Origin of the sequence: Ferdinandcohnia jepli (assembly GCF_047246645.1) — a bacterium.
Classification (GTDB): Bacteria; Bacillota; Bacilli; order Bacillales; family Bacillaceae_L; genus Ferdinandcohnia.
Genome location: NZ_JBFOKR010000010.1, coordinates 142,148 through 159,354, shown reverse-complemented (window position 1 = coordinate 159,354; position 17,207 = coordinate 142,148). Strand labels below are relative to the sequence as shown.

Annotated in this window: 19 protein-coding genes; 1 reads left to right on the top strand and 18 read right to left on the bottom strand. The window is 36.3% G+C overall.

Going from position 1 to position 17,207, the window contains the following annotated elements:
- Positions 1-9: 9 nt before the first annotated feature.
- The 11 genes from mtrB to AB3M96_RS12595 all read right to left on the bottom strand — a co-directional run bounded on the left by mtrB (position 10) and on the right by AB3M96_RS12595 (position 10,040).
- The gene (mtrB, locus tag AB3M96_RS12645; protein WP_412967974.1) at positions 10-240 is read right to left on the bottom strand and encodes a trp RNA-binding attenuation protein MtrB; all 231 of its coding nucleotides are present in this window, start codon (positions 238-240) and stop codon (positions 10-12) included.
- 104 nt (positions 241-344) lie between these two features.
- The gene (gene folE, locus AB3M96_RS12640; protein ID WP_412967973.1) at positions 345-911 is read right to left on the bottom strand and encodes a GTP cyclohydrolase I FolE; all 567 of its coding nucleotides are present in this window, start codon (positions 909-911) and stop codon (positions 345-347) included.
- 210 nt (positions 912-1,121) lie between these two features.
- Positions 1,122-1,394: an HU family DNA-binding protein gene (locus tag AB3M96_RS12635; protein WP_412967972.1), complete on the bottom strand. Its 273-nt coding sequence runs from the start codon at positions 1,392-1,394 to the stop codon at positions 1,122-1,124.
- A gap of 458 nt (positions 1,395-1,852) precedes the next feature.
- Positions 1,853-3,331 (bottom strand): stage IV sporulation protein A, encoded by a 1,479-nt coding sequence (gene spoIVA / locus AB3M96_RS12630; protein ID WP_412967971.1) that lies wholly within the window; start codon positions 3,329-3,331, stop codon positions 1,853-1,855.
- A gap of 344 nt (positions 3,332-3,675) precedes the next feature.
- Positions 3,676-4,395, bottom strand: coding sequence for a hypothetical protein (locus tag AB3M96_RS12625; protein WP_412967970.1), 720 nt, complete (start codon positions 4,393-4,395; stop codon positions 3,676-3,678).
- Between the two features lie 28 nt (positions 4,396-4,423).
- The gene (locus tag AB3M96_RS12620; RefSeq protein WP_412967969.1) at positions 4,424-4,624 is read right to left on the bottom strand and encodes a DUF2768 domain-containing protein; all 201 of its coding nucleotides are present in this window, start codon (positions 4,622-4,624) and stop codon (positions 4,424-4,426) included.
- 1,092 nt (positions 4,625-5,716) lie between these two features.
- Positions 5,717-6,754 (bottom strand): NAD(P)H-dependent glycerol-3-phosphate dehydrogenase, encoded by a 1,038-nt coding sequence (locus AB3M96_RS12615; protein ID WP_412967968.1) that lies wholly within the window; start codon positions 6,752-6,754, stop codon positions 5,717-5,719.
- Positions 6,755-6,774: 20 nt separating this feature from the next.
- Positions 6,775-8,085, bottom strand: a complete 1,311-nt coding sequence (der, locus tag AB3M96_RS12610) for a ribosome biogenesis GTPase Der (RefSeq protein ID WP_412967967.1) — start codon at positions 8,083-8,085, stop codon at positions 6,775-6,777.
- A 275-nt stretch (positions 8,086-8,360) separates the two neighbouring features.
- Entirely contained in the window at positions 8,361-8,546 is a 186-nt protein-coding gene (locus AB3M96_RS12605; protein ID WP_412967966.1) for a capping complex subunit for YIEGIA, read from the bottom strand.
- Complete coding sequence (locus tag AB3M96_RS12600; protein WP_412967965.1) at positions 8,543-9,439, bottom strand: YIEGIA family protein; 897 nt, start codon at positions 9,437-9,439, stop codon at positions 8,543-8,545. Before AB3M96_RS12600 ends, AB3M96_RS12605 begins: the two co-directional genes overlap by 4 nt.
- 1 nt (position 9,440) lies before the next feature.
- Positions 9,441-10,040, bottom strand: a complete 600-nt coding sequence (locus AB3M96_RS12595; protein ID WP_412967964.1) for a YphA family membrane protein — start codon at positions 10,038-10,040, stop codon at positions 9,441-9,443.
- Positions 10,041-10,156: 116 nt separating this feature from the next.
- Here AB3M96_RS12595 and AB3M96_RS12590 point away from each other — a divergent pair, with 116 nt between their 5' ends.
- Positions 10,157-10,303, top strand: a complete 147-nt coding sequence (locus AB3M96_RS12590) for a YpzI family protein (RefSeq protein ID WP_412967963.1) — start codon at positions 10,157-10,159, stop codon at positions 10,301-10,303.
- Between the two features lie 443 nt (positions 10,304-10,746).
- Here the strand turns inward: AB3M96_RS12590 and rpsA are convergent, their stop codons facing one another.
- The 7 genes from rpsA to sleB form a co-directional block, all read right to left on the bottom strand.
- Positions 10,747-11,883, bottom strand: coding sequence for a 30S ribosomal protein S1 (gene rpsA / locus AB3M96_RS12585; protein WP_412967962.1), 1,137 nt, complete (start codon positions 11,881-11,883; stop codon positions 10,747-10,749).
- A 334-nt stretch (positions 11,884-12,217) separates the two neighbouring features.
- Positions 12,218-12,799 carry a lysophospholipid acyltransferase family protein gene (locus AB3M96_RS12580; protein ID WP_412967961.1) on the bottom strand — a complete coding sequence of 194 codons (582 nt, stop codon included), beginning with the start codon at positions 12,797-12,799 and terminating at the stop codon, positions 12,218-12,220.
- A 1-nt stretch (position 12,800) separates the two neighbouring features.
- Positions 12,801-13,475 carry a (d)CMP kinase gene (cmk, locus tag AB3M96_RS12575; RefSeq protein ID WP_412967960.1) on the bottom strand — a complete coding sequence of 225 codons (675 nt, stop codon included), beginning with the start codon at positions 13,473-13,475 and terminating at the stop codon, positions 12,801-12,803.
- A 171-nt stretch (positions 13,476-13,646) separates the two neighbouring features.
- Positions 13,647-13,829: a YpfB family protein gene (locus AB3M96_RS12570; protein ID WP_412967959.1), complete on the bottom strand. Its 183-nt coding sequence runs from the start codon at positions 13,827-13,829 to the stop codon at positions 13,647-13,649.
- A 63-nt stretch (positions 13,830-13,892) separates the two neighbouring features.
- Complete coding sequence (locus AB3M96_RS12565; protein WP_412967958.1) at positions 13,893-14,555, bottom strand: flagellar brake protein; 663 nt, start codon at positions 14,553-14,555, stop codon at positions 13,893-13,895.
- Positions 14,556-14,656: 101 nt separating this feature from the next.
- Positions 14,657-16,003: a germination protein YpeB gene (ypeB, locus tag AB3M96_RS12560; RefSeq protein ID WP_412967957.1), complete on the bottom strand. Its 1,347-nt coding sequence runs from the start codon at positions 16,001-16,003 to the stop codon at positions 14,657-14,659.
- Positions 16,004-16,021: 18 nt separating this feature from the next.
- Positions 16,022-17,188 (bottom strand): spore cortex-lytic enzyme, encoded by a 1,167-nt coding sequence (sleB, locus tag AB3M96_RS12555; protein ID WP_412967956.1) that lies wholly within the window; start codon positions 17,186-17,188, stop codon positions 16,022-16,024.
- Positions 17,189-17,207 lie beyond the last annotated feature (19 nt).

Genomic DNA, 17,207 nt, shown 5'->3' with positions numbered 1-17,207 from the left:
ACCTGCTTTTTATTTTCTTCCTTCAGATTTAATTTCTCCATGAGTCGTTTGGATAATTGCATTCCCTCGAACTTTAATTGCAGATGTATGCTCAGTAAATTGAGCGATCATTACTTCACCCTTATCCAGTTTTTCAGAATGATGAAAGCGCGTGTCAGAGCCTCTTGTTAAACCGATTACATTAACTCCATCTTCAACAGCTTTTATCACGATAAAATCTGAGTTGGCGTTACTACTCATTTTTATTCACTCCTATGTATAACCTATATAAGGAATTTTTCCAGTTAAGTTAAAGTCTAACAAAAACTATCCTATTTCTACTATCTCCTACTTTAACATCCATGTCAATTTTTTATTAGGGAGAGTACTTCACTCCGTGCAGCAGGATCATTTTGCAGTACACCTCTTACAGCAGAAGTAACTGTCTTCGCACCTGGTTTCTTTACTCCCCTCATTGTCATACACATATGCTCAGCTTCAATAACAACCATCACACCATGAGGATCTAGTGTTTCAACAATTGTATTTGCAATCGTTGAAGTAATTCTTTCCTGTAATTGTGGCCTTTTTGCTACTGCTTCAACCGCACGCGCAAGTTTACTTAACCCGGTTACTTTTCCGCCCCGGGGTATGTAAGCAACATGAGCATGCCCATAAAACGGTACAAGATGATGCTCGCACATTGAGAAAAATGGTATATCCTTAACCAACACTAATTCTTCATGCTCTTCTCCGAAGATCGTTTGAAAGTATTCTTTAGGATCGTCTTTTAAACCCGAAAATACTTCTCCATACATCTTTGCTACTCGCTTCGGTGTATCTAGCAAACCCTCACGATTAGGATCTTCTCCGATTGCTTCTAAAATCATTTTTACAGCTTGTTCAATTTTTTCAAAGTTAATGGAAGTCATGATTTGCCCCCTAATTTCCAGCTTGATCATTTTATGTTACGTTAATAGCCTTTTCTATTTTAATCAATTTATAGATTATATAACTTATATGAATGAATATGTGGAAAACACAATTTGACATCTCTAATAATGTATAAAGGTGAGTACAAAAAAAGAGCCGTAATATACGACCCCTTTTTGTTATACCTCACATAACAAACGTATGTAAAATTATTTTACTGCATCTTTAAGAGCTTTACCTGGTTTAAATGCAGGAACCTTGCTAGCAGCAATTTCAATTTCTTCACCTGTTTGTGGGTTACGTCCTTTACGAGCAGCACGTTCACGTACTTCGAAGTTACCAAAACCGATTAACTGAACTTTGTCTCCACCTTTAAGTGCTTCAAGAATTGAATCAAAAACTGCATCAACAGCTTTTGTTGCATCTTTCTTTGAAAGTTCAGCGCTCTCAGATACAGCATTTACTAATTCTGTTTTGTTCATGACATTCACCTCCTCCCAAAAAGAATATTACAAATCATATAAGAATGAGTTTTTAAAAGATTTTACTTTTAACAAGCTGCTTCTATGTTAACTAACTGCTAACATGCCTTATAATAAACGATATTTAGACAAAATTCAATATATTTCAACAGAAATCTTACCTATTTAGGAATAATTGTCCATAAAACCAACATTTTTCTTGTAAAAGCTTATCACAACTGACATCTGCATAGCAAGCACCCGGTATCATAGGCTTTTTTTGTGAAAGTCTATAAGGTGAAATCTGAAGGCACGACCCTTGGAATGCGGGGAAACTTATAGTCTACTCCTAAAAGCGCAAGCGCCCTGGGTGAACTGAACTAGCTGCTTGCACTGGAAATCCTAATCACAAGTTAGCCATATCGTATAATTCATTCTAAGGAGCAACAAAAAAAGACTCCTCATGAGGAGTCTCCATCCTATAATATGATAGCAATTAATCCACCAGAACCCTCGTTAATGATTCTTTCAAGTGTTTCCTTAAGCTTGTAGCGAGCATTTTCAGGCATTAATGACAACTTAGCCTGAATTCCTTCACGTACAATTGAGCTTAGAGATCTACCAAAGATATCAGAATTCCAAATTGATAGTGGATCATCTTCAAAATCTTGCATCAAGTAGCGAACTAGTTCTTCACTTTGTTTCTCAGTACCGATAATCGGTGCGAACTCAGACTCCACATCTACCTTTATCATGTGGATAGAAGGAGCTACAGCCTTTAAACGAACACCGAATCTAGATCCTTGGCGAATGATTTCTGGCTCATCAAGGCTCATATCTGATAATGCAGGTGCCGCGATACCGTAACCAGTCTGTTTAACCATTTTTAACGCATCTGCTACTTGATCGTATTCAGCTTTTGCATAAGCAAAATCTTGCATTAGTTGTAAAAGATGATCTTTGCCTCGAATTTCCACCCCAACAACTTCTTTTAGAATCTGGTCATAAAGATCATCTGGAGCATATAAATCGATTTCTGCTACTCCTTGACCCATTTCGATTCCAGCCAAGCTTGCTTGGTCGATAAAGTCATATTCACTGAACTGTCCAACGACACGGTCTACATCACGTAAACGTTTAATATCTTGAACAGTGTCTTTTACTGCATCCTGATAGCTTTCTCTTAACCAATGGTCTTCTCTTAATACCATTACCCAGCTTGGTAGATTCACATTTACTTCTAATACCGGGAACTCATAAAGCGCTTCACGAAGGACATTGTATACATCTCCATCGCGCATGCTTTCTACGCTCATCGCTAACACAGGTATATCATATTTCTCATTTAACTTTTGACGCAACGCTTCAGTTTCCGGGTGATGAGGATGAACTGTATTGATAACCATGATAAATGGTTTTCCAACCTCTTTAAGTTCTTCTATGACTCTCTCTTCTGCTTCAATATAATCGCTGCGAGGTATTTCCCCAATTGATCCATCAGTTGTTACAACTACACCGATAGTAGAGTGCTCTTGAATTACTTTTCTAGTACCAATTTCAGCTGCTTCATGAAATGGTATTGGCTCCTCATACCATGGAGTATTAATCATACGAGGCCCATTTTCATCTTCATACCCTTTTGCGCCAGGTACTGTGTACCCCACACAATCAACTAATCGAATGTTTACATCTAGACCTTCCTCCACATGTACAGAGACAGCTTGATTCGGTACAAATTTTGGCTCAGTCGTCATTATTGTTCTACCTGCAGCACTTTGAGGTAATTCGTCTTGTGCCCGTGCTTTATCAGCTTCATTACCAATATTCGGTAATACTACTAACTCCATGAATTTTTTTATGAAAGTAGATTTGCCTGTTCTAACTGCACCAACGACCCCTAAATAAATATCGCCACCAGTGCGCTCAGCGATATCTTTGAAAATATCTACCTTTTCCAAGTGATCCCCTCCTGATTTTAGAGTTCTTGGGATAATTTTATCCGTTTTACTTCATATTCTAGGACATTATATTTGTATGACGTTGTCCTAAATAATTATGACTACTTCTAGAAAAAAATTCCCCCCAGAATAATATGTAACCCTAGAGCGTGTTCAGAAAATGGAGATAGTAGAGTGTATGCTGAAGTTTGATACAACTGTTTCTTCCCTAGTTGACTGAACTCTAGTACGGCCCTAACTGGTTTACAACAATCTGGCCGTTATATCCCTTCACTTTTGAACAACAACTTACAGAATAAAAAACCCTTCTTTTAGAGTTTATTCCTAAAAGAAGGGTTCATGACTTATTTATTTAAAAAAATTGGTTCCTTTTTATTATCTATTGTATATGGCAGTGAATTTGTCGGGACAAACATAGAATTTTCTACTAAAATATTACGAATATCGTCACCCATATTATATGTATTCGTATATTTAGATAAGTAGTCATATAAATCCATTCTGTAATCTACAAAAATCTCATTTGTATTTGAAATAACCAACGGAAGATTGTTTCCTGTAAATGGGCTAACAACATACTGTTCTTCTTTCAACCCTAGTTTACTATAATCTAATGTAAAAACATCTGTGTTAATTTGGTCCTTGAAAGGTGGATACCCATTTGAAGAACGATACATTTCAACTCGTAATGTTAATTCACTTATCTTCTCTGAAATTCGTAAATCTAAAAGTTTAACAGTCGGATTTGTTTCGACATCAACTAATACGTAAATAAAGACTCCTCCACTTTCGTATGCATTACCAGGTGGTTCAGCTAAGTACCGAGGGGTAATTTTGTTGAAGTCGATTGGGTATTTCTGATAGATAGGAGTTTCCATATCTCTATTTTTAATTGGTAATAACCCATTATTATCCTGTTTATATTGATTTATAGCAGATTGTACAGATGCTATCTGGTCCTGATATGGCACTTGATTTTGCTTTAACTGATCATTTGGATATAAACACCCAGAAAGCATCAATGTAGACAGAAAAAGCACAAAAATCTGTAGTTTGTGTTTCATATGTAATTTACCATCCTTAAAATTTCTGTTATTCACTAACAGGTCCACTGAAAACAACTAAGAATATGATAATACCTGCTAAAATCATAAAAATATATGCAAATGTTGCAACAATACCTTTTAAGAAGCCCTTGAGCTTATATCTACTTAAATATATAAAAATTACAGCGAAAAACATAAACGCAATCCCAGCAAATGATATCCACATTTTAAGCAATCCTGGTGTCACTATACTCACTCCCTTGTCCAACACTTATCGACAAATATTATAACACACTAAGGTGAAACTTCAATTAGTGTGATTATTATAACAACATAAGAAAAGCGCAAGCGCCTTGGAAAAAGGAACATCGACTAAAATCCGCCACGTCCTGTGCCAACGTCGGCACTAGCACATCCTGTGCGTCGGAACCCTGACTTGTCCAGCTTCAGCGGCTAGAAACTCGAGAAATTTCAACTCCTCCGTCAGAGGCAAAAGACGCCTCTTTTGTCGGAGTCTCCAATTTTCTCGTTTCTGACCAAGCCGCTTCAGCATTTCAGTGAGGAGGCTCGAAAAAAAGCAAAGCTTTTTTCCTGCGAGGATAATCCTCACGAAGCATTCCTTAGTGTTGACGCCGCAGGAGGGGTGAAGCGACCTCTCGCTGCTTAAAAGCAAAGCTTTTGCGCAAGATACTCGAAGAAGCTTATTCTGGTAGGAAAACTGGCTAGGCGCTGGAGCAAGACACTGAAAACTCGGTTGAAAATTTTATACTTTATTATCATTTAAAAAAAACTGAAGTAAAGAGGGGCACCTTTACTTCAGCACGATGTAACAACTAAATATAACCTGTACCCGTTCGTTCAACTCACAGTGTACTACGATGCATTTTATGCGAAATATACAACAAATGTATCGTCTAATGCCTAGTTTTCAAAAGAATCTCGGCATAATAAAGCCTTCTTTACCATCCATTTTTCGGGTTTCGTCTTGTGAATGTGGTTTACCTTTTAACAGACTGTGCACTTCCATTCACAAGATTACAAGAATATGAGTTTTACCCTAATTTTTTAACTTTGAATCTTCAAAGTACATTTCTTTGAATTAGCTTATTTAGAGTATAACTACATTTTTCCTTTAGTATGTTATGCTGATTAGATTTGGTCGGTGAAGTATGAAACGGAAAATATATTTTGGGATTTCAAGAGCACAGAAGAAATCAAAGGAATCCTATAAAAAATACGACTTATAAGCATGAAGGCAGTAGTCTGCGCATAAGTTAAAAGTCTTAAAGGAGAAAGAAAGAAACCAGTACAAAAACTCTCACTGGTTTCTTTATACAAATTATTGTCCTTTTTCTTCCAAGAAGTTAAACAAATCAGCCATTTCGTTTGTTCTTCCTCTTGTCATTAGATTATCAACTGCTTCTTTAGGAGATTGGTTATTAAATAAAACATCATACAAGGCAAATGTAATTGGCATTGTTACATCCATTTTTTTTGCAAGTTGATAAGCAGCCTTTGTTGTTCGTACGCCTTCAACCACCATACCCATATTGGCAAGCACTTCTTCAAGGCTTTGCCCTTTACCAAGCATATTACCTGCCCGCCAATTTCTAGAATGTACACTTGTACAAGTTACGATCAGGTCACCGATGCCAGTCAATCCTGAAAATGTTAATGGATTTGCACCCATTTTACTTCCTAATCGAGCAATCTCTGCTAATCCTCTTGTAATTAATGCCGCCTTGGCGTTATCTCCATATCCAAGACCATCAGTAATACCGGCTGCAAGAGCAATAATATTCTTTAATGCACCACCGATTTCTACGCCTATTACATCAGGATTTGTATATACTCGAAAATGCTGATTTATGAATAGGTCCTGTACATATTCTGCCGTTTTCATATTCTTCGAAGATACTGTAACAGTTGTTGGATGTCTGAGAACTACTTCTTCAGCATGACTTGGACCCGAAAGAACAACGACATCATTTAATAAATCTGTTGGCATTTCATCTTCAATAATTTCTGAAATTCTTTTTAGTGTATCCGGCTCAATCCCTTTACTTACATGCACAACAGTCAAGGGAGTAGATGTGACAGTACAAATATTTTGTAGAACTTCTCTAATTGCTTTTGTAGGAACTGCTAAAATAATCGTATGTACATCGAGCAGTGCCTCTTTTAGATCGTGATAACCTATTATGGTTTTAGGAAGCTCAACAGACGGTACATATTTTGAATTCGTATGATGAGTATTGATTTCTTCAATTTGTTCCTTACGATGTCCCCATAATCTAACCTCATGGTCGTTGTCTGCTAAGACTAGAGCTAAAGCAGTTCCCCAACTACCAGCTCCAACTACAGTGATTCGCTCCATATGATTACCCCTTCTCTCTCTTATTTTCTTGCCCTTGCGATTAATTTTATCGGTGTACCTTCAAATCCAAAAGCATCTCTAATTCGATTCTCCAAGAAACGTTCATAAGAAAAATGCATAAGCTCTGGTTCATTAACAAAAACAACAAAAGTAGGTGGTTTAACGGCAACCTGTGTAACATAATAAATGCGTAAACGATTCCCTTTATCTGTAGGTGCTGGATTCATTGCAACTGCATCCATTACTACATCGTTCAATACATTTGTTTGAACCCTCATTGTATGATTTTCACTTGCTAAATTAATCATTGGTAAGAGAGTATGTGTCCGTTTTTTTGTTTTAGCAGATAAATACACAATCGGAGCATAATCTAAGAATTGAAAATTGTCCCGAATTTTTTCTTCAAATTCTTTCATTGTTTTCTCATCTTTTTCAATAGCATCCCATTTATTTACAACAATAACTACAGCTCTGCCCGCTTCATGCGCATATCCTGCAATTTTTTTATCCTGCTCAATAATTCCTTCTTCAGCATTGAGCACAACTAAAACCACATCAGATCTTTCAATCGCTTTTAAAGCACGTAAAACACTATACTTTTCTGTAGTTTCATATACCTTACCTTTTTTACGCATTCCTGCTGTATCAATGATGACATACTCCTTGCCATCCACCGTATATTTTGTATCGATTGCATCTCTAGTGGTACCTGCAATATCACTTACAATTACTCTTTCTTCACCTAAGAGGGCATTTACTAAAGATGATTTCCCAACATTAGGTCTACCAATTAATGAAAATTTGATTGTTTCTTCATCATATTCTTCACCTTTATGACTCGGAAAGTGGTTCACAACTTCATCTAAAAGGTCGCCAAGTCCAATACCGTGTGAACCTGAAATCGGAATTGGTTCACCAAATCCAAGTGCATAAAAGTCATAAATTGATTCTCTCATTTCAGGATTATCAACTTTATTAACAGCTAGTACAACTGGTTTTTTAGAACGATATAATATCTTAGCAACCTCTTCGTCCGCACTCGTAACTCCTTCGCGGCCACTTGTCATAAAAACAATAACATCTGCTTCATCAATTGCTATTTCAGCCTGATGTCTAATTTGGGCAAGGAACGGCTCGTCCCCTATATCAATTCCACCAGTATCAATAATATTAAACTCCTGGTTTAGCCACTCACCAGAACTATAAATTCGATCTCTCGTTACACCAGGAACATCCTCGACGATTGAGATTCTTTCTCCTACAACACGATTGAAAATTGTTGATTTACCAACATTTGGTCGTCCAACAATCGCAACAATTGGTTTTGCCACATTTTTTCTTCCCTTCTAAACTGTCTTATAACATATATCACATAAATATGTATGAAAAGCAACTTAAATAGAAATGCTTAGTGCGTATGTTTTGCAAGCTATGCAACCTAAATAGTAGATCATCAGACTTTAGCTTATATCTTTGCTTTAAACTACACTACACATAATTAAAATAGTTAAGATTACTAAATATATGTTCTTTAAAAAATAAACCCTTCTGATTTAAGAAGGATCTAGCTTATATATTCTATCAAAAATAGGTTAAAACAATCAATTTAATGTTTTACAATTACATATAATTCGTCAGAAAGTGCATGTGCAATACCATCCAAGATGGCTTCAAGATTTGCTGCTACATGCTCCATTTCCTCTTTTGTGGAGCAACTGAATACGGGTGTTCCTCCTGTTACCTTTGTAGAATTCGTTGTAATTGCAGCTAGAATTACTTTTTCCATAATCATTTCAATGGTCTTCCCTTCTGGTTCTCTTTCCTTTCAGTTGGCATTCTAATGGCATTTTCCAATGTAGGTACTTGACCAATAATCTCTATCGCCTTTTCCACATCTTTTTCCTGAGGTAATACAAATACCCCTACTCGTCCATCGTCTAAATCTCTTTTTGCCAGCGGAACTAAAGCTGGTGTACCAGAATCACGGTAAACTCCTAATGCATTGGATACATCATGTAAAATCGCCTGTCGCTGACCCAAATTTGCAATAGTTGACCGTGAATTAAAGTTTTTTGGCTTGAGGACAAAACCCATACCGTAATTTAACACTTCTTTTTGACGTGCTGGTAGACCGATATTCATAATATAAATATTATCCACATATAACCCTGGGCCATCAAAACGCGGTTTTATAAATTCAATATCTACAATATCCTTCAATCTACTTCCTGCCATAAGCTTTTTGGATATCAACAATGAAATAATACCTGCAGCAATCCCTGCCCACATATTTAAAGCCAAATAACTGAAAGTCGAAAAGAAGGATGTTAAGATGACCAAGTAATTTCTGCTTTCAAACGCTATTGCAATACCTTCTATGTATGTTTTCCCCCTAGGTACAAGCTCATAACTATCTAGTTCTGTGAGGGTATTTCTCTCCATATTTCTAACTTCACGGAATTGTGATGCAGCAATCGTTAGAAACGTAATTGCTGTAAAGTCCTGTTCCATAATTGCTGGTACTGCAACTGTACCCAGACCTGCTGCAATAAAACCTAACGCAACATGGATAATTTTCCCGTGTAAATATGTAGGGTATTGTCGATAATCTGTACGAAGCATATATAATCTTACGATTACACCAAAAATGACACCGAATAAAATTGGATAAGTATATTCATTCATGCTAGCCGTGTTTCTCCTTCGTGTTTTTTTGGAACAATACATCAAAGTGGTTAAATAGGAGTTCTAAGGATGACCAAACGAAGATAAATCCTCCGCTAATTGAAATAACATCTAAGAATTTAAAGGAACCTATATCATAAGGAATATTTACGTTACTGACTATTATCGCATATAAAATATCTCCTTGAATGGCACCAATTAACAATGCTACTAAACGAAACTGAAATTCCTTTACTAGCATAATGGTTACGTAAATTAAAGCTGCTGCAAGCATGAAATTCCGATTAAAAAAGAGCCAGACAGGATCATACAATTCGAACAATTGAAAACTACTATACGCCAACGAAATGGTTAAAATACAAATAAGAAGATATAATTTCTGTTTGCTTGTTCTTTTCGCAATTTTAGTGAAACAATAAAGTAAAACGATAAAGATACCTATATTGATTCGAACACTTCCTATTACAAAAAAGTAGGGTGATACAATTATTAAAAGTAAAAAGCACCCAGATAATATCAGTCTTTCTCTATTCTTTTTCATAAAGAACGTACTACAAACCCATGCCATCCAACAAATCCAATAAAAAACAGACCCATCCATGCCTCCACCTCCTACTATTCCCATTATGGGTAGAATTTATTAAATTTAATCCAAGGATACTAATTTGCATATGAAATTCTTATATAGAGACAATAGAAAAAAAGGAGGTTTTACATATGGGAAAGGACAGGCAAACAAAAAAGCATAAAGAAGCTAAATTAACCGAATCTGATCGTGATCAATCACTGGATTACCCAGGAGCAACGCGATTAGATACTCCAGATGAGGCACGCGAAATAAATAAAATGAATCCAAGAACATAAAGTTGGAATACGAAAAGCGCAAGCGCCTTGGAAAAAGGAACATCGACTAAAATCCGCCACGTCCTGTGACGAACGTCGATGTCAGCACATCCTCGAAAATGCTGTGCATTTTCTTCGTGCGATGTCTATGCTGCCGTAGCCTTCCTTGTCCTGTGCAAGTCCGACAAGCGCTGACCGGCTATTGTCGCCACGTCCTGTGGCAACGCCGGCACTAGCACTTCCTGTGCGTCGGAACCCTGACGAGGAGGCTCTAAAAATTTCTAAAGCAATTTTTCTGCAAATCATACACTCACGAGGCATTCCTTAGTGTTGCCGCCGCAGGAGGCGTGAAGCGACCTCGAGGGTTTAGGCGCTGGAGCTAGACACTGAAATTGGGTATAATCATTTATACTTTCTTATCTTGTAAAAAAAAGCCCTCACAATGTGAGAGCTTTTTTGATAAATTATTTTAGTTTTTTCAGTTGTTCGCCAATCATCTCTCCAAGCTGAAAGCCAGAAGATTCTTCTTGCTGTTGATATTGACTATAGTCCTCTTCTACACTTTCTTCTAAATCCTTAATACTTAAGGAAATACGTTGTTCATTTTCATTAATTTCAAGGACTTTTACACTTACTTCTTGACCTTCTTTTAATACTTCATGAGGAGTTCCTATGTGCTTGTTTGAAATTTGAGAAATATGTACTAGACCTTCTACACCAGGTAAGATTTCTACAAATGCACCGAAGGAAACAAGTCTTCTAACCTTCCCTTCAACTACATCACCAACAGAAATCTTTTCTGAAACACTAGCCCAAGGTCCTGGTAATGTTTCTTTTACAGATAAAGAAATTCTCTCATTATCACGGTCTACAGAAAGTACCTTCACCTTTATAGACTGTCCTTCTTGTACTACATCAGAAGGTTTTGAAACATGTTCATGTGAAAGTTGAGAAATATGTACTAGTCCATCAATTCCACCGATATCAACAAATGCTCCAAAGTTAGTTAGACGTTGTACTGTTCCTTCAATTACAGCTCCAACCTTTAAGGAATCAAGAACCTGCTGTTTTTGACTTTTTTGCTCTTCCTCAACAACAGCACGATGAGATAAAATAACTCTGTTCTTCTCTCGGTCAAGTTCAACAACTTTAACCGTTAATGTTCTATTCATATAATCGGAGAAATCTTCTACATAGTAATTCTCTACTAGAGATGCTGGTATGAAACCACGTACACCTAAATCAACAACTAAACCACCTTTAACAACATCTTTAACAACAGCTTCGAATACTTCACCAGTTTGATATCTGTTCACTAAATCTTCCCAGGCATTCTTAGCTAATACAGTTCTTTTAGAAAGAATTAACGCATCTTCCTCGACTTTTATAACTGATAGTTCAAGCTCTTCTCCAACTGTTACAACATCACTTGCTTGCTCAACATGGAGGCTAGAAAGTTCGCTTATTGGGATAATTCCGTCTAATTTGCTTTCAGCAACTTCAACATAAACTTGTTTGTCTTCCACTTTTGTAACTTTTCCAGTGATAACATCACCTACATTTAATTCTTTTACCTCTACCTGATTCATATCCTCTGTCATTCCAAATACCTCCCTAAACCCATTTATTGCATTTTTATGTATGTATCTTGGTTCCCTTCAAACGTACAAGTAAGCCACCTATTATAAGATATAAACTTTACATCTCGTAACATGTCAAAGGGATAAACGGCAAAAAACCGCTTTAATCTATACACTTAATAGATATGTACCTTGATACAATTATAAGTAGAAATACACGATTTACGAAATGAATTGCAAACCGGTTTCTTTTATACTTCTATCATCTTACAAAGTCGAAAATTTTAAAGTATAAAAATATTCTTTTAATTAACTTCTAATAAATATCACTTTTTGTCAAGTAGAAACTCTTAATCTACTTATTTTTTTCGATAAGAGCTCTAATCGACTCCATTATTTTTTCCGTCGCTTCATCTGCTGATGCTTTTTCTTTTCGAAGTGATTCCATTTCTACAGGCTCTCCGTATACAACCTTCACCTTTTTGAACATTTTGTAAGGACCAATAATGGCACACGGAACGACTACACAATCAGATCGTAAAGCAAAAAAACCTACACCTGACAAGCCCTTTCCAAGTTTACCGTCCTTACTTCTTGTCCCTTCAGGAAAGATACCTAAGACCTGGCCATCTTTTAATATACTTAATGCCTTTCTTAATGCTTCACGATCACTCATTCCACGTTTAACGGGAAATGCATTAATTTTAGGTAAAATTTTCCCCAAAACCGGCACATTGAATATCTCAGCCTTCGCCATAAAATGTATTGGCCTAGGTGAGGTAACCCCGACTATTGGCGGGTCCAGATTATCAATGTGATTTGAACAAATAAGTACCCCGCCATCCTTCGGTATATGATGAGTTCCGGTAATCTCTAAAGGGTATAATGGTTTTAAAATAGTTGCAACCAGTCCTCTTGCAAAGGAGTATAAGTTCATATCAATCAATCCTTTCCTTTACAATATCCATAATACGCTCAACAACTTCTTCAATACTTAGAGAAGTTGTATCAATTTCAATTGCGTCTTCTGCTTTACGTAATGGGGCAACTTCTCTTTCAGAATCTAATTTGTCACGAGCTGCAATCTCTTCTTTTAATTTTTCAAGATTAGATTCATAGCCCTTTGCTATATTTTCGTCATGCCTACGATGTGCTCTTTCTTCTACAGAAGCAAGTAAGAAAATTTTCACTTCAGCATTTGGTAATACATGTGTTCCTATGTCTCTACCATCCATAACAACTCCACCTTGTTTTGCAAAGCTTTGTTGGCGTTTTACCATTTCTTCGCGTACTTTTTTATGCCTGGCAACAAAAGAAACAGAATTAGTCACATTATGTTCACGAATAGCTCCTGTCACTTCTTGTCCATCTATCAAAACAAGTTGGCCATTTTCAGTTGGCTTCAACTCTATAATTGAGTTATGTAAGGCGTCAAAAAGTACTTCTTCATTTTCTAAGTCTAATGATTGTTGAATCGCTTTAAATGTGAGTGCTCTATACATTGCACCTGTATCAATATAGATATATGAGAGCTTTTCGGCGATTATTTTTGCGACAGTACTCTTACCCGCTGCCGCCGGCCCATCAATTGCGATTGAAATTCTGTTATTCATTTTTTATGTAATCCTCCTATGTATGGTAACTTATTTTATCGGTTATAGTTCAATATTTTCGAACCTGGCTATTAAAACACAAATAATTGATATGCAAAAGGAATAGCTATATAGTCACAAGTAATTCGGGACTTCTACTATCGAAAAAAGCAGGGAATCCCTGCAATTATTTTAATTGTTATTGTGAAATGTTTCAATTGTTTTAGTTTGTTCCGATTTGTCGACTCCCTCATATTCAACCATTCTAGTTATATAAGGAGTTAAGGGGCTATAAAGAAGAATTGCCTGTGAAATAAGTAGAAAAATCAATTGAATAATAGCTAGTTTTATTAAGATTCGCTCAATATTTTTCATTAACATACCACAACCTACACGCATTTTTACTATTAGTATGTATGAATTCTATCTATTTTATTCTCAGGATTTAATTCCTTTTCTCTTTAAAAGTAGCTGTCTTTCAAAACAAAATTTAATTAACTGTTGGCGATCGTTCTCTGTCACATCTAAAAATTGAATTGATGCTTTATTTCTCTCACCATTTTTTCCTTCAACAATTCGAATAACATGACTAGTAAATGTCATGAATAGATTCTCATCTGAGAGTGTGGGGAGAACAAATACCGTTTTTATATCCTTCCTAGGCTCAATTATTTTTCCGTTTGGAAGAATAATTGAAGCACCGCCAGCACTAATATCATGAGTTATTGTGACAAATGGACTAAATTCTCCATTTAAGCTATGTAAAGCAACATCCACCGGTGTTTCAACCCTTACAAATTGTCTTCGTTGGATACGAAACAGATTTTCATCATTTGGATAGTCGAGAACAATCATCGGAATATCTTGTTTAACTCTACCCAGAACTGAAGTATCAAAGAAATAAATTGACGTGCTATCACCTAGAAAAAAAGCCCTCAATTGGGTACCGTTTATTAAAAAAACAGTCTTCCCTGTTTTTTCATTTACTGGATAGTCAATGTATAGTTTATTATCAATTTTCTCAACAAGTCTACATCTATATTTTTCACCATCTGGATTTATTAGGGTTTCTAGGTTGATTGTGTCTCCAATCTTTAGCAAGTTATATCACTCTTTCTGCACGTAAAACTTTGTTTAAAATATGGACCATAATACAATTAAATCACGAAAGCACAAAAAAAGGAAAGCAATTTTCGCTTTCCTTACATTCCATTGTAAACTGGTTCTGCATTCTTTAGTTTTTCAACTTTTTCTTCGAATCCATTTTCAGCATTAATAAAAATTCTATACGTATCATTATTAATTGTTCCCAAAAATTCATAGCACAGTACGTCTTCGTTTAGTTCGTTAGTAATGATTGCTAAACGGTCTTCCATAATTTCAAGATTAGAATTCATCTTTTTTCGTGCTTCTTCTTTAGAAATTTTTGGTTTTGGAATTTCTCGTTCTTTGTGAGCCATTAAATAATCTCTAGCTGTAAAGCCAATGATATTGCCATCATCAAGTGCTACCTTCATTTTAATTGAATCAGGATATATTCTAACTCCTCCTACTGATGAAACGAAGTTAAAAACGCCAATATTGTCATATTGTGCACTCTCAAACAATTCTTGGTTCTCAAAATTATTTTGCTTCAAGAATTTTTGAGCATTATTGTATGCATCATTTAGGCTTATTTTACTTTTATCAACTTCTCGATTTCTAATAACCCAAATTGGGAATCCACCCTTTTTGGTAATGTCCATATAAATATCTGTTTTTGCTTTAGGGTCATTTATTTCAAGGCTGTAAAATCCGTTACTAGAGCCTTCTCCATTTTCAGCTACTTTTATTTCGAGGTCGCCTTTTAGACCAAGAAATTTCTTAGCAATTTCTTTTGCCTTCTCTTCATTGATCGTTTCACCTTCAAGATTTGTAAATTCTCCATCGTTCTTTTTAGTGCTTGTTAATGTTGCACCAAATTCTGTTTCTGAATAAGCAGCGACATTTTTTTCTACTGTTTTTAGACCATCAATAATTGTGTTATCTGCTTGCTTTTCACCTGAAGAGAGCGCTAATTCAACATCCATCCAGCGCAGATTATTTTCAAGGACTAAGTGCTGAACTGTTCTAAGTTCTTTTTGAATATCTTCAGCATTTTTATATAATTGTTGAAGAGTTTTATATTCATCATCTGTTAAAGGATCCTTCGTAAGATCACGAACTGCAGCTCGATAGCTAAAGTCGCCAATATTACTCAAAAACTCTTCTGTTTTATTAAATGGTAAAAGCGCTAATGGTAGCTGTCCAACATCAGAGTGAGCTTCTGAAGTTATACGCCATACTTCCGCTAAAGCTGGTGACAAAGAGCTTCTTGAATTCATTGCCAATGTCGTTCCGATTTTGTCATGTAATAAATCAACCTGATACGTTAAATCATGAAATGCTCTCTGATAGTTGTTTTCCGCCTGTATTAGAATGGCATTCTTTTCTTGGTGCTCTTTGTAGCCCCAATAGCCTGTTCCTACTATACCAATTGTTAGTACTGTAATTAAAATTCCTCTGAGCATATTCACTCACCTTCCATTCTATTTACAGAATATATGTTTACCGATACGCTTTATTTGAGGTCTTCCCCATATCCATTTGCTTGTAGCAGTGTCAGGGTTAAAGTAATAAGTAGCGCCACCAGTTGGATCCCATCCATTAATTGCATCAATTACAGCTTTTTTTGCTTTTTCATTTGGTGTCAACCAGATCTGTCCATCTGCAACAGCTGTAAACGCTAATGGCTCAAAAACTACCCCTGAAACAGTATTTGGGAATGTAGGACTGTTTATTCTATTTAAGATAACTGCTGCAATAGCAACCTGACCTATATAAGACTCACCACGTGCTTCTCCATACACAGCATTTGCAAGTAGTTGAATATCATTCTGTGAAAAACCGCCAGGCATATTAACGGCTGCTGCTCCTTGTTGTTCCTCTTCTTCCTGCTGTGTCTGAGCTTGTCCTTGGTTTTGAGGTTGCTGTTGTTGCTGTTGTTGTTGCTGCTGTTGTTGCTGTTGTTGTTGCTGTTGTTGTTGCTGTTGTTGTTGACCTTGTTGCTGTTGCTGACCTTGTTGCTGTTGTTGACCTTGTTGTTGCTGGCCTTGTTGTTGCTTACCTGGTTGTTGTTGCTTACCTGGTTGTTGTTGCTTACCTGGTTGTTGTTGCTGGCCTTGTTGTTGCTTACCTGGTTGTTGTTGTCCTTGCTGTTGCTGTTGTTGACCTTGTTGTTGTGTAGTGTATTTTTTCTCAATTTCAATCCGTCTAGCTTCCGCTGTTGTTTTTGCCTTTTGAATATTTTTTTCTGAAGGCGCAGATTGGATATTCCAAGGAACACCACCATAATGTGTAAATCGATTACCTTTTCTTAGGTTATTAATTACGAATTGCTTATTGTACTTTGTATATTTCGTTAACATGTCCTTGGTTTTTTGACCTACTAATCCATCTACCTCTTCAAGTCCAAAAGCTTTCTGGAAGTTTCGAACCGACCAGTACGTGCCCCATCCATAAACACCATCGATTGTACCGTGATAATAACCGTTATATTGGAGCCTTGACTGTAGTTCAATTACATCATCACCAGTTGCTCCTCTTTGGATGATTTGTTCAGAAAAAGCATGGACATTATGATTATTTCCCCAAACTAAAAGTAAAGTGGAGAGTAGAACTACCACGGGGAATAAAGCACACCTTTTAATGCTCATATCAATTACCTCCCTAACC

Bases quoted from the DNA above. Each gene is read 5' to 3' on its own strand.
- AB3M96_RS12625 (WP_412967970.1), bottom strand. From the start codon at position 4,395: ATGAAACACAAACTACAGATTTTTGTGCTTTTTCTGTCTACATTGATG.
- AB3M96_RS12635 (WP_412967972.1), bottom strand. From the start codon at position 1,394: ATGAACAAAACAGAATTAGTAAATGCTGTATCTGAGAGCGCTGAACTT.
- AB3M96_RS12595 (WP_412967964.1), bottom strand. From the start codon at position 10,040: ATGGATGGGTCTGTTTTTTATTGGATTTGTTGGATGGCATGGGTTTGT.
- AB3M96_RS12570 (WP_412967959.1), bottom strand. From the start codon at position 13,829: ATGAAAAATATTGAGCGAATCTTAATAAAACTAGCTATTATTCAATTG.
- AB3M96_RS12580 (WP_412967961.1), bottom strand. From the start codon at position 12,799: ATGAACTTATACTCCTTTGCAAGAGGACTGGTTGCAACTATTTTAAAA.
- AB3M96_RS12600 (WP_412967965.1), bottom strand. From the start codon at position 9,439: ATGAATGAATATACTTATCCAATTTTATTCGGTGTCATTTTTGGTGTA.
- mtrB (WP_412967974.1), bottom strand. From the start codon at position 240: ATGAGTAGTAACGCCAACTCAGATTTTATCGTGATAAAAGCTGTTGAA.
- sleB (WP_412967956.1), bottom strand. From the start codon at position 17,188: ATGAGCATTAAAAGGTGTGCTTTATTCCCCGTGGTAGTTCTACTCTCC.
- rpsA (WP_412967962.1), bottom strand. From the start codon at position 11,883: ATGACAGAGGATATGAATCAGGTAGAGGTAAAAGAATTAAATGTAGGT.
- ypeB (WP_412967957.1), bottom strand. From the start codon at position 16,003: ATGCTCAGAGGAATTTTAATTACAGTACTAACAATTGGTATAGTAGGA.
- AB3M96_RS12605 (WP_412967966.1), bottom strand. From the start codon at position 8,546: ATGATTATGGAAAAAGTAATTCTAGCTGCAATTACAACGAATTCTACA.
- cmk (WP_412967960.1), bottom strand. From the start codon at position 13,475: ATGAATAACAGAATTTCAATCGCAATTGATGGGCCGGCGGCAGCGGGT.
- AB3M96_RS12590 (WP_412967963.1), top strand. From the start codon at position 10,157: ATGGGAAAGGACAGGCAAACAAAAAAGCATAAAGAAGCTAAATTAACC.
- AB3M96_RS12615 (WP_412967968.1), bottom strand. From the start codon at position 6,754: ATGGAGCGAATCACTGTAGTTGGAGCTGGTAGTTGGGGAACTGCTTTA.
- folE (WP_412967973.1), bottom strand. From the start codon at position 911: ATGACTTCCATTAACTTTGAAAAAATTGAACAAGCTGTAAAAATGATT.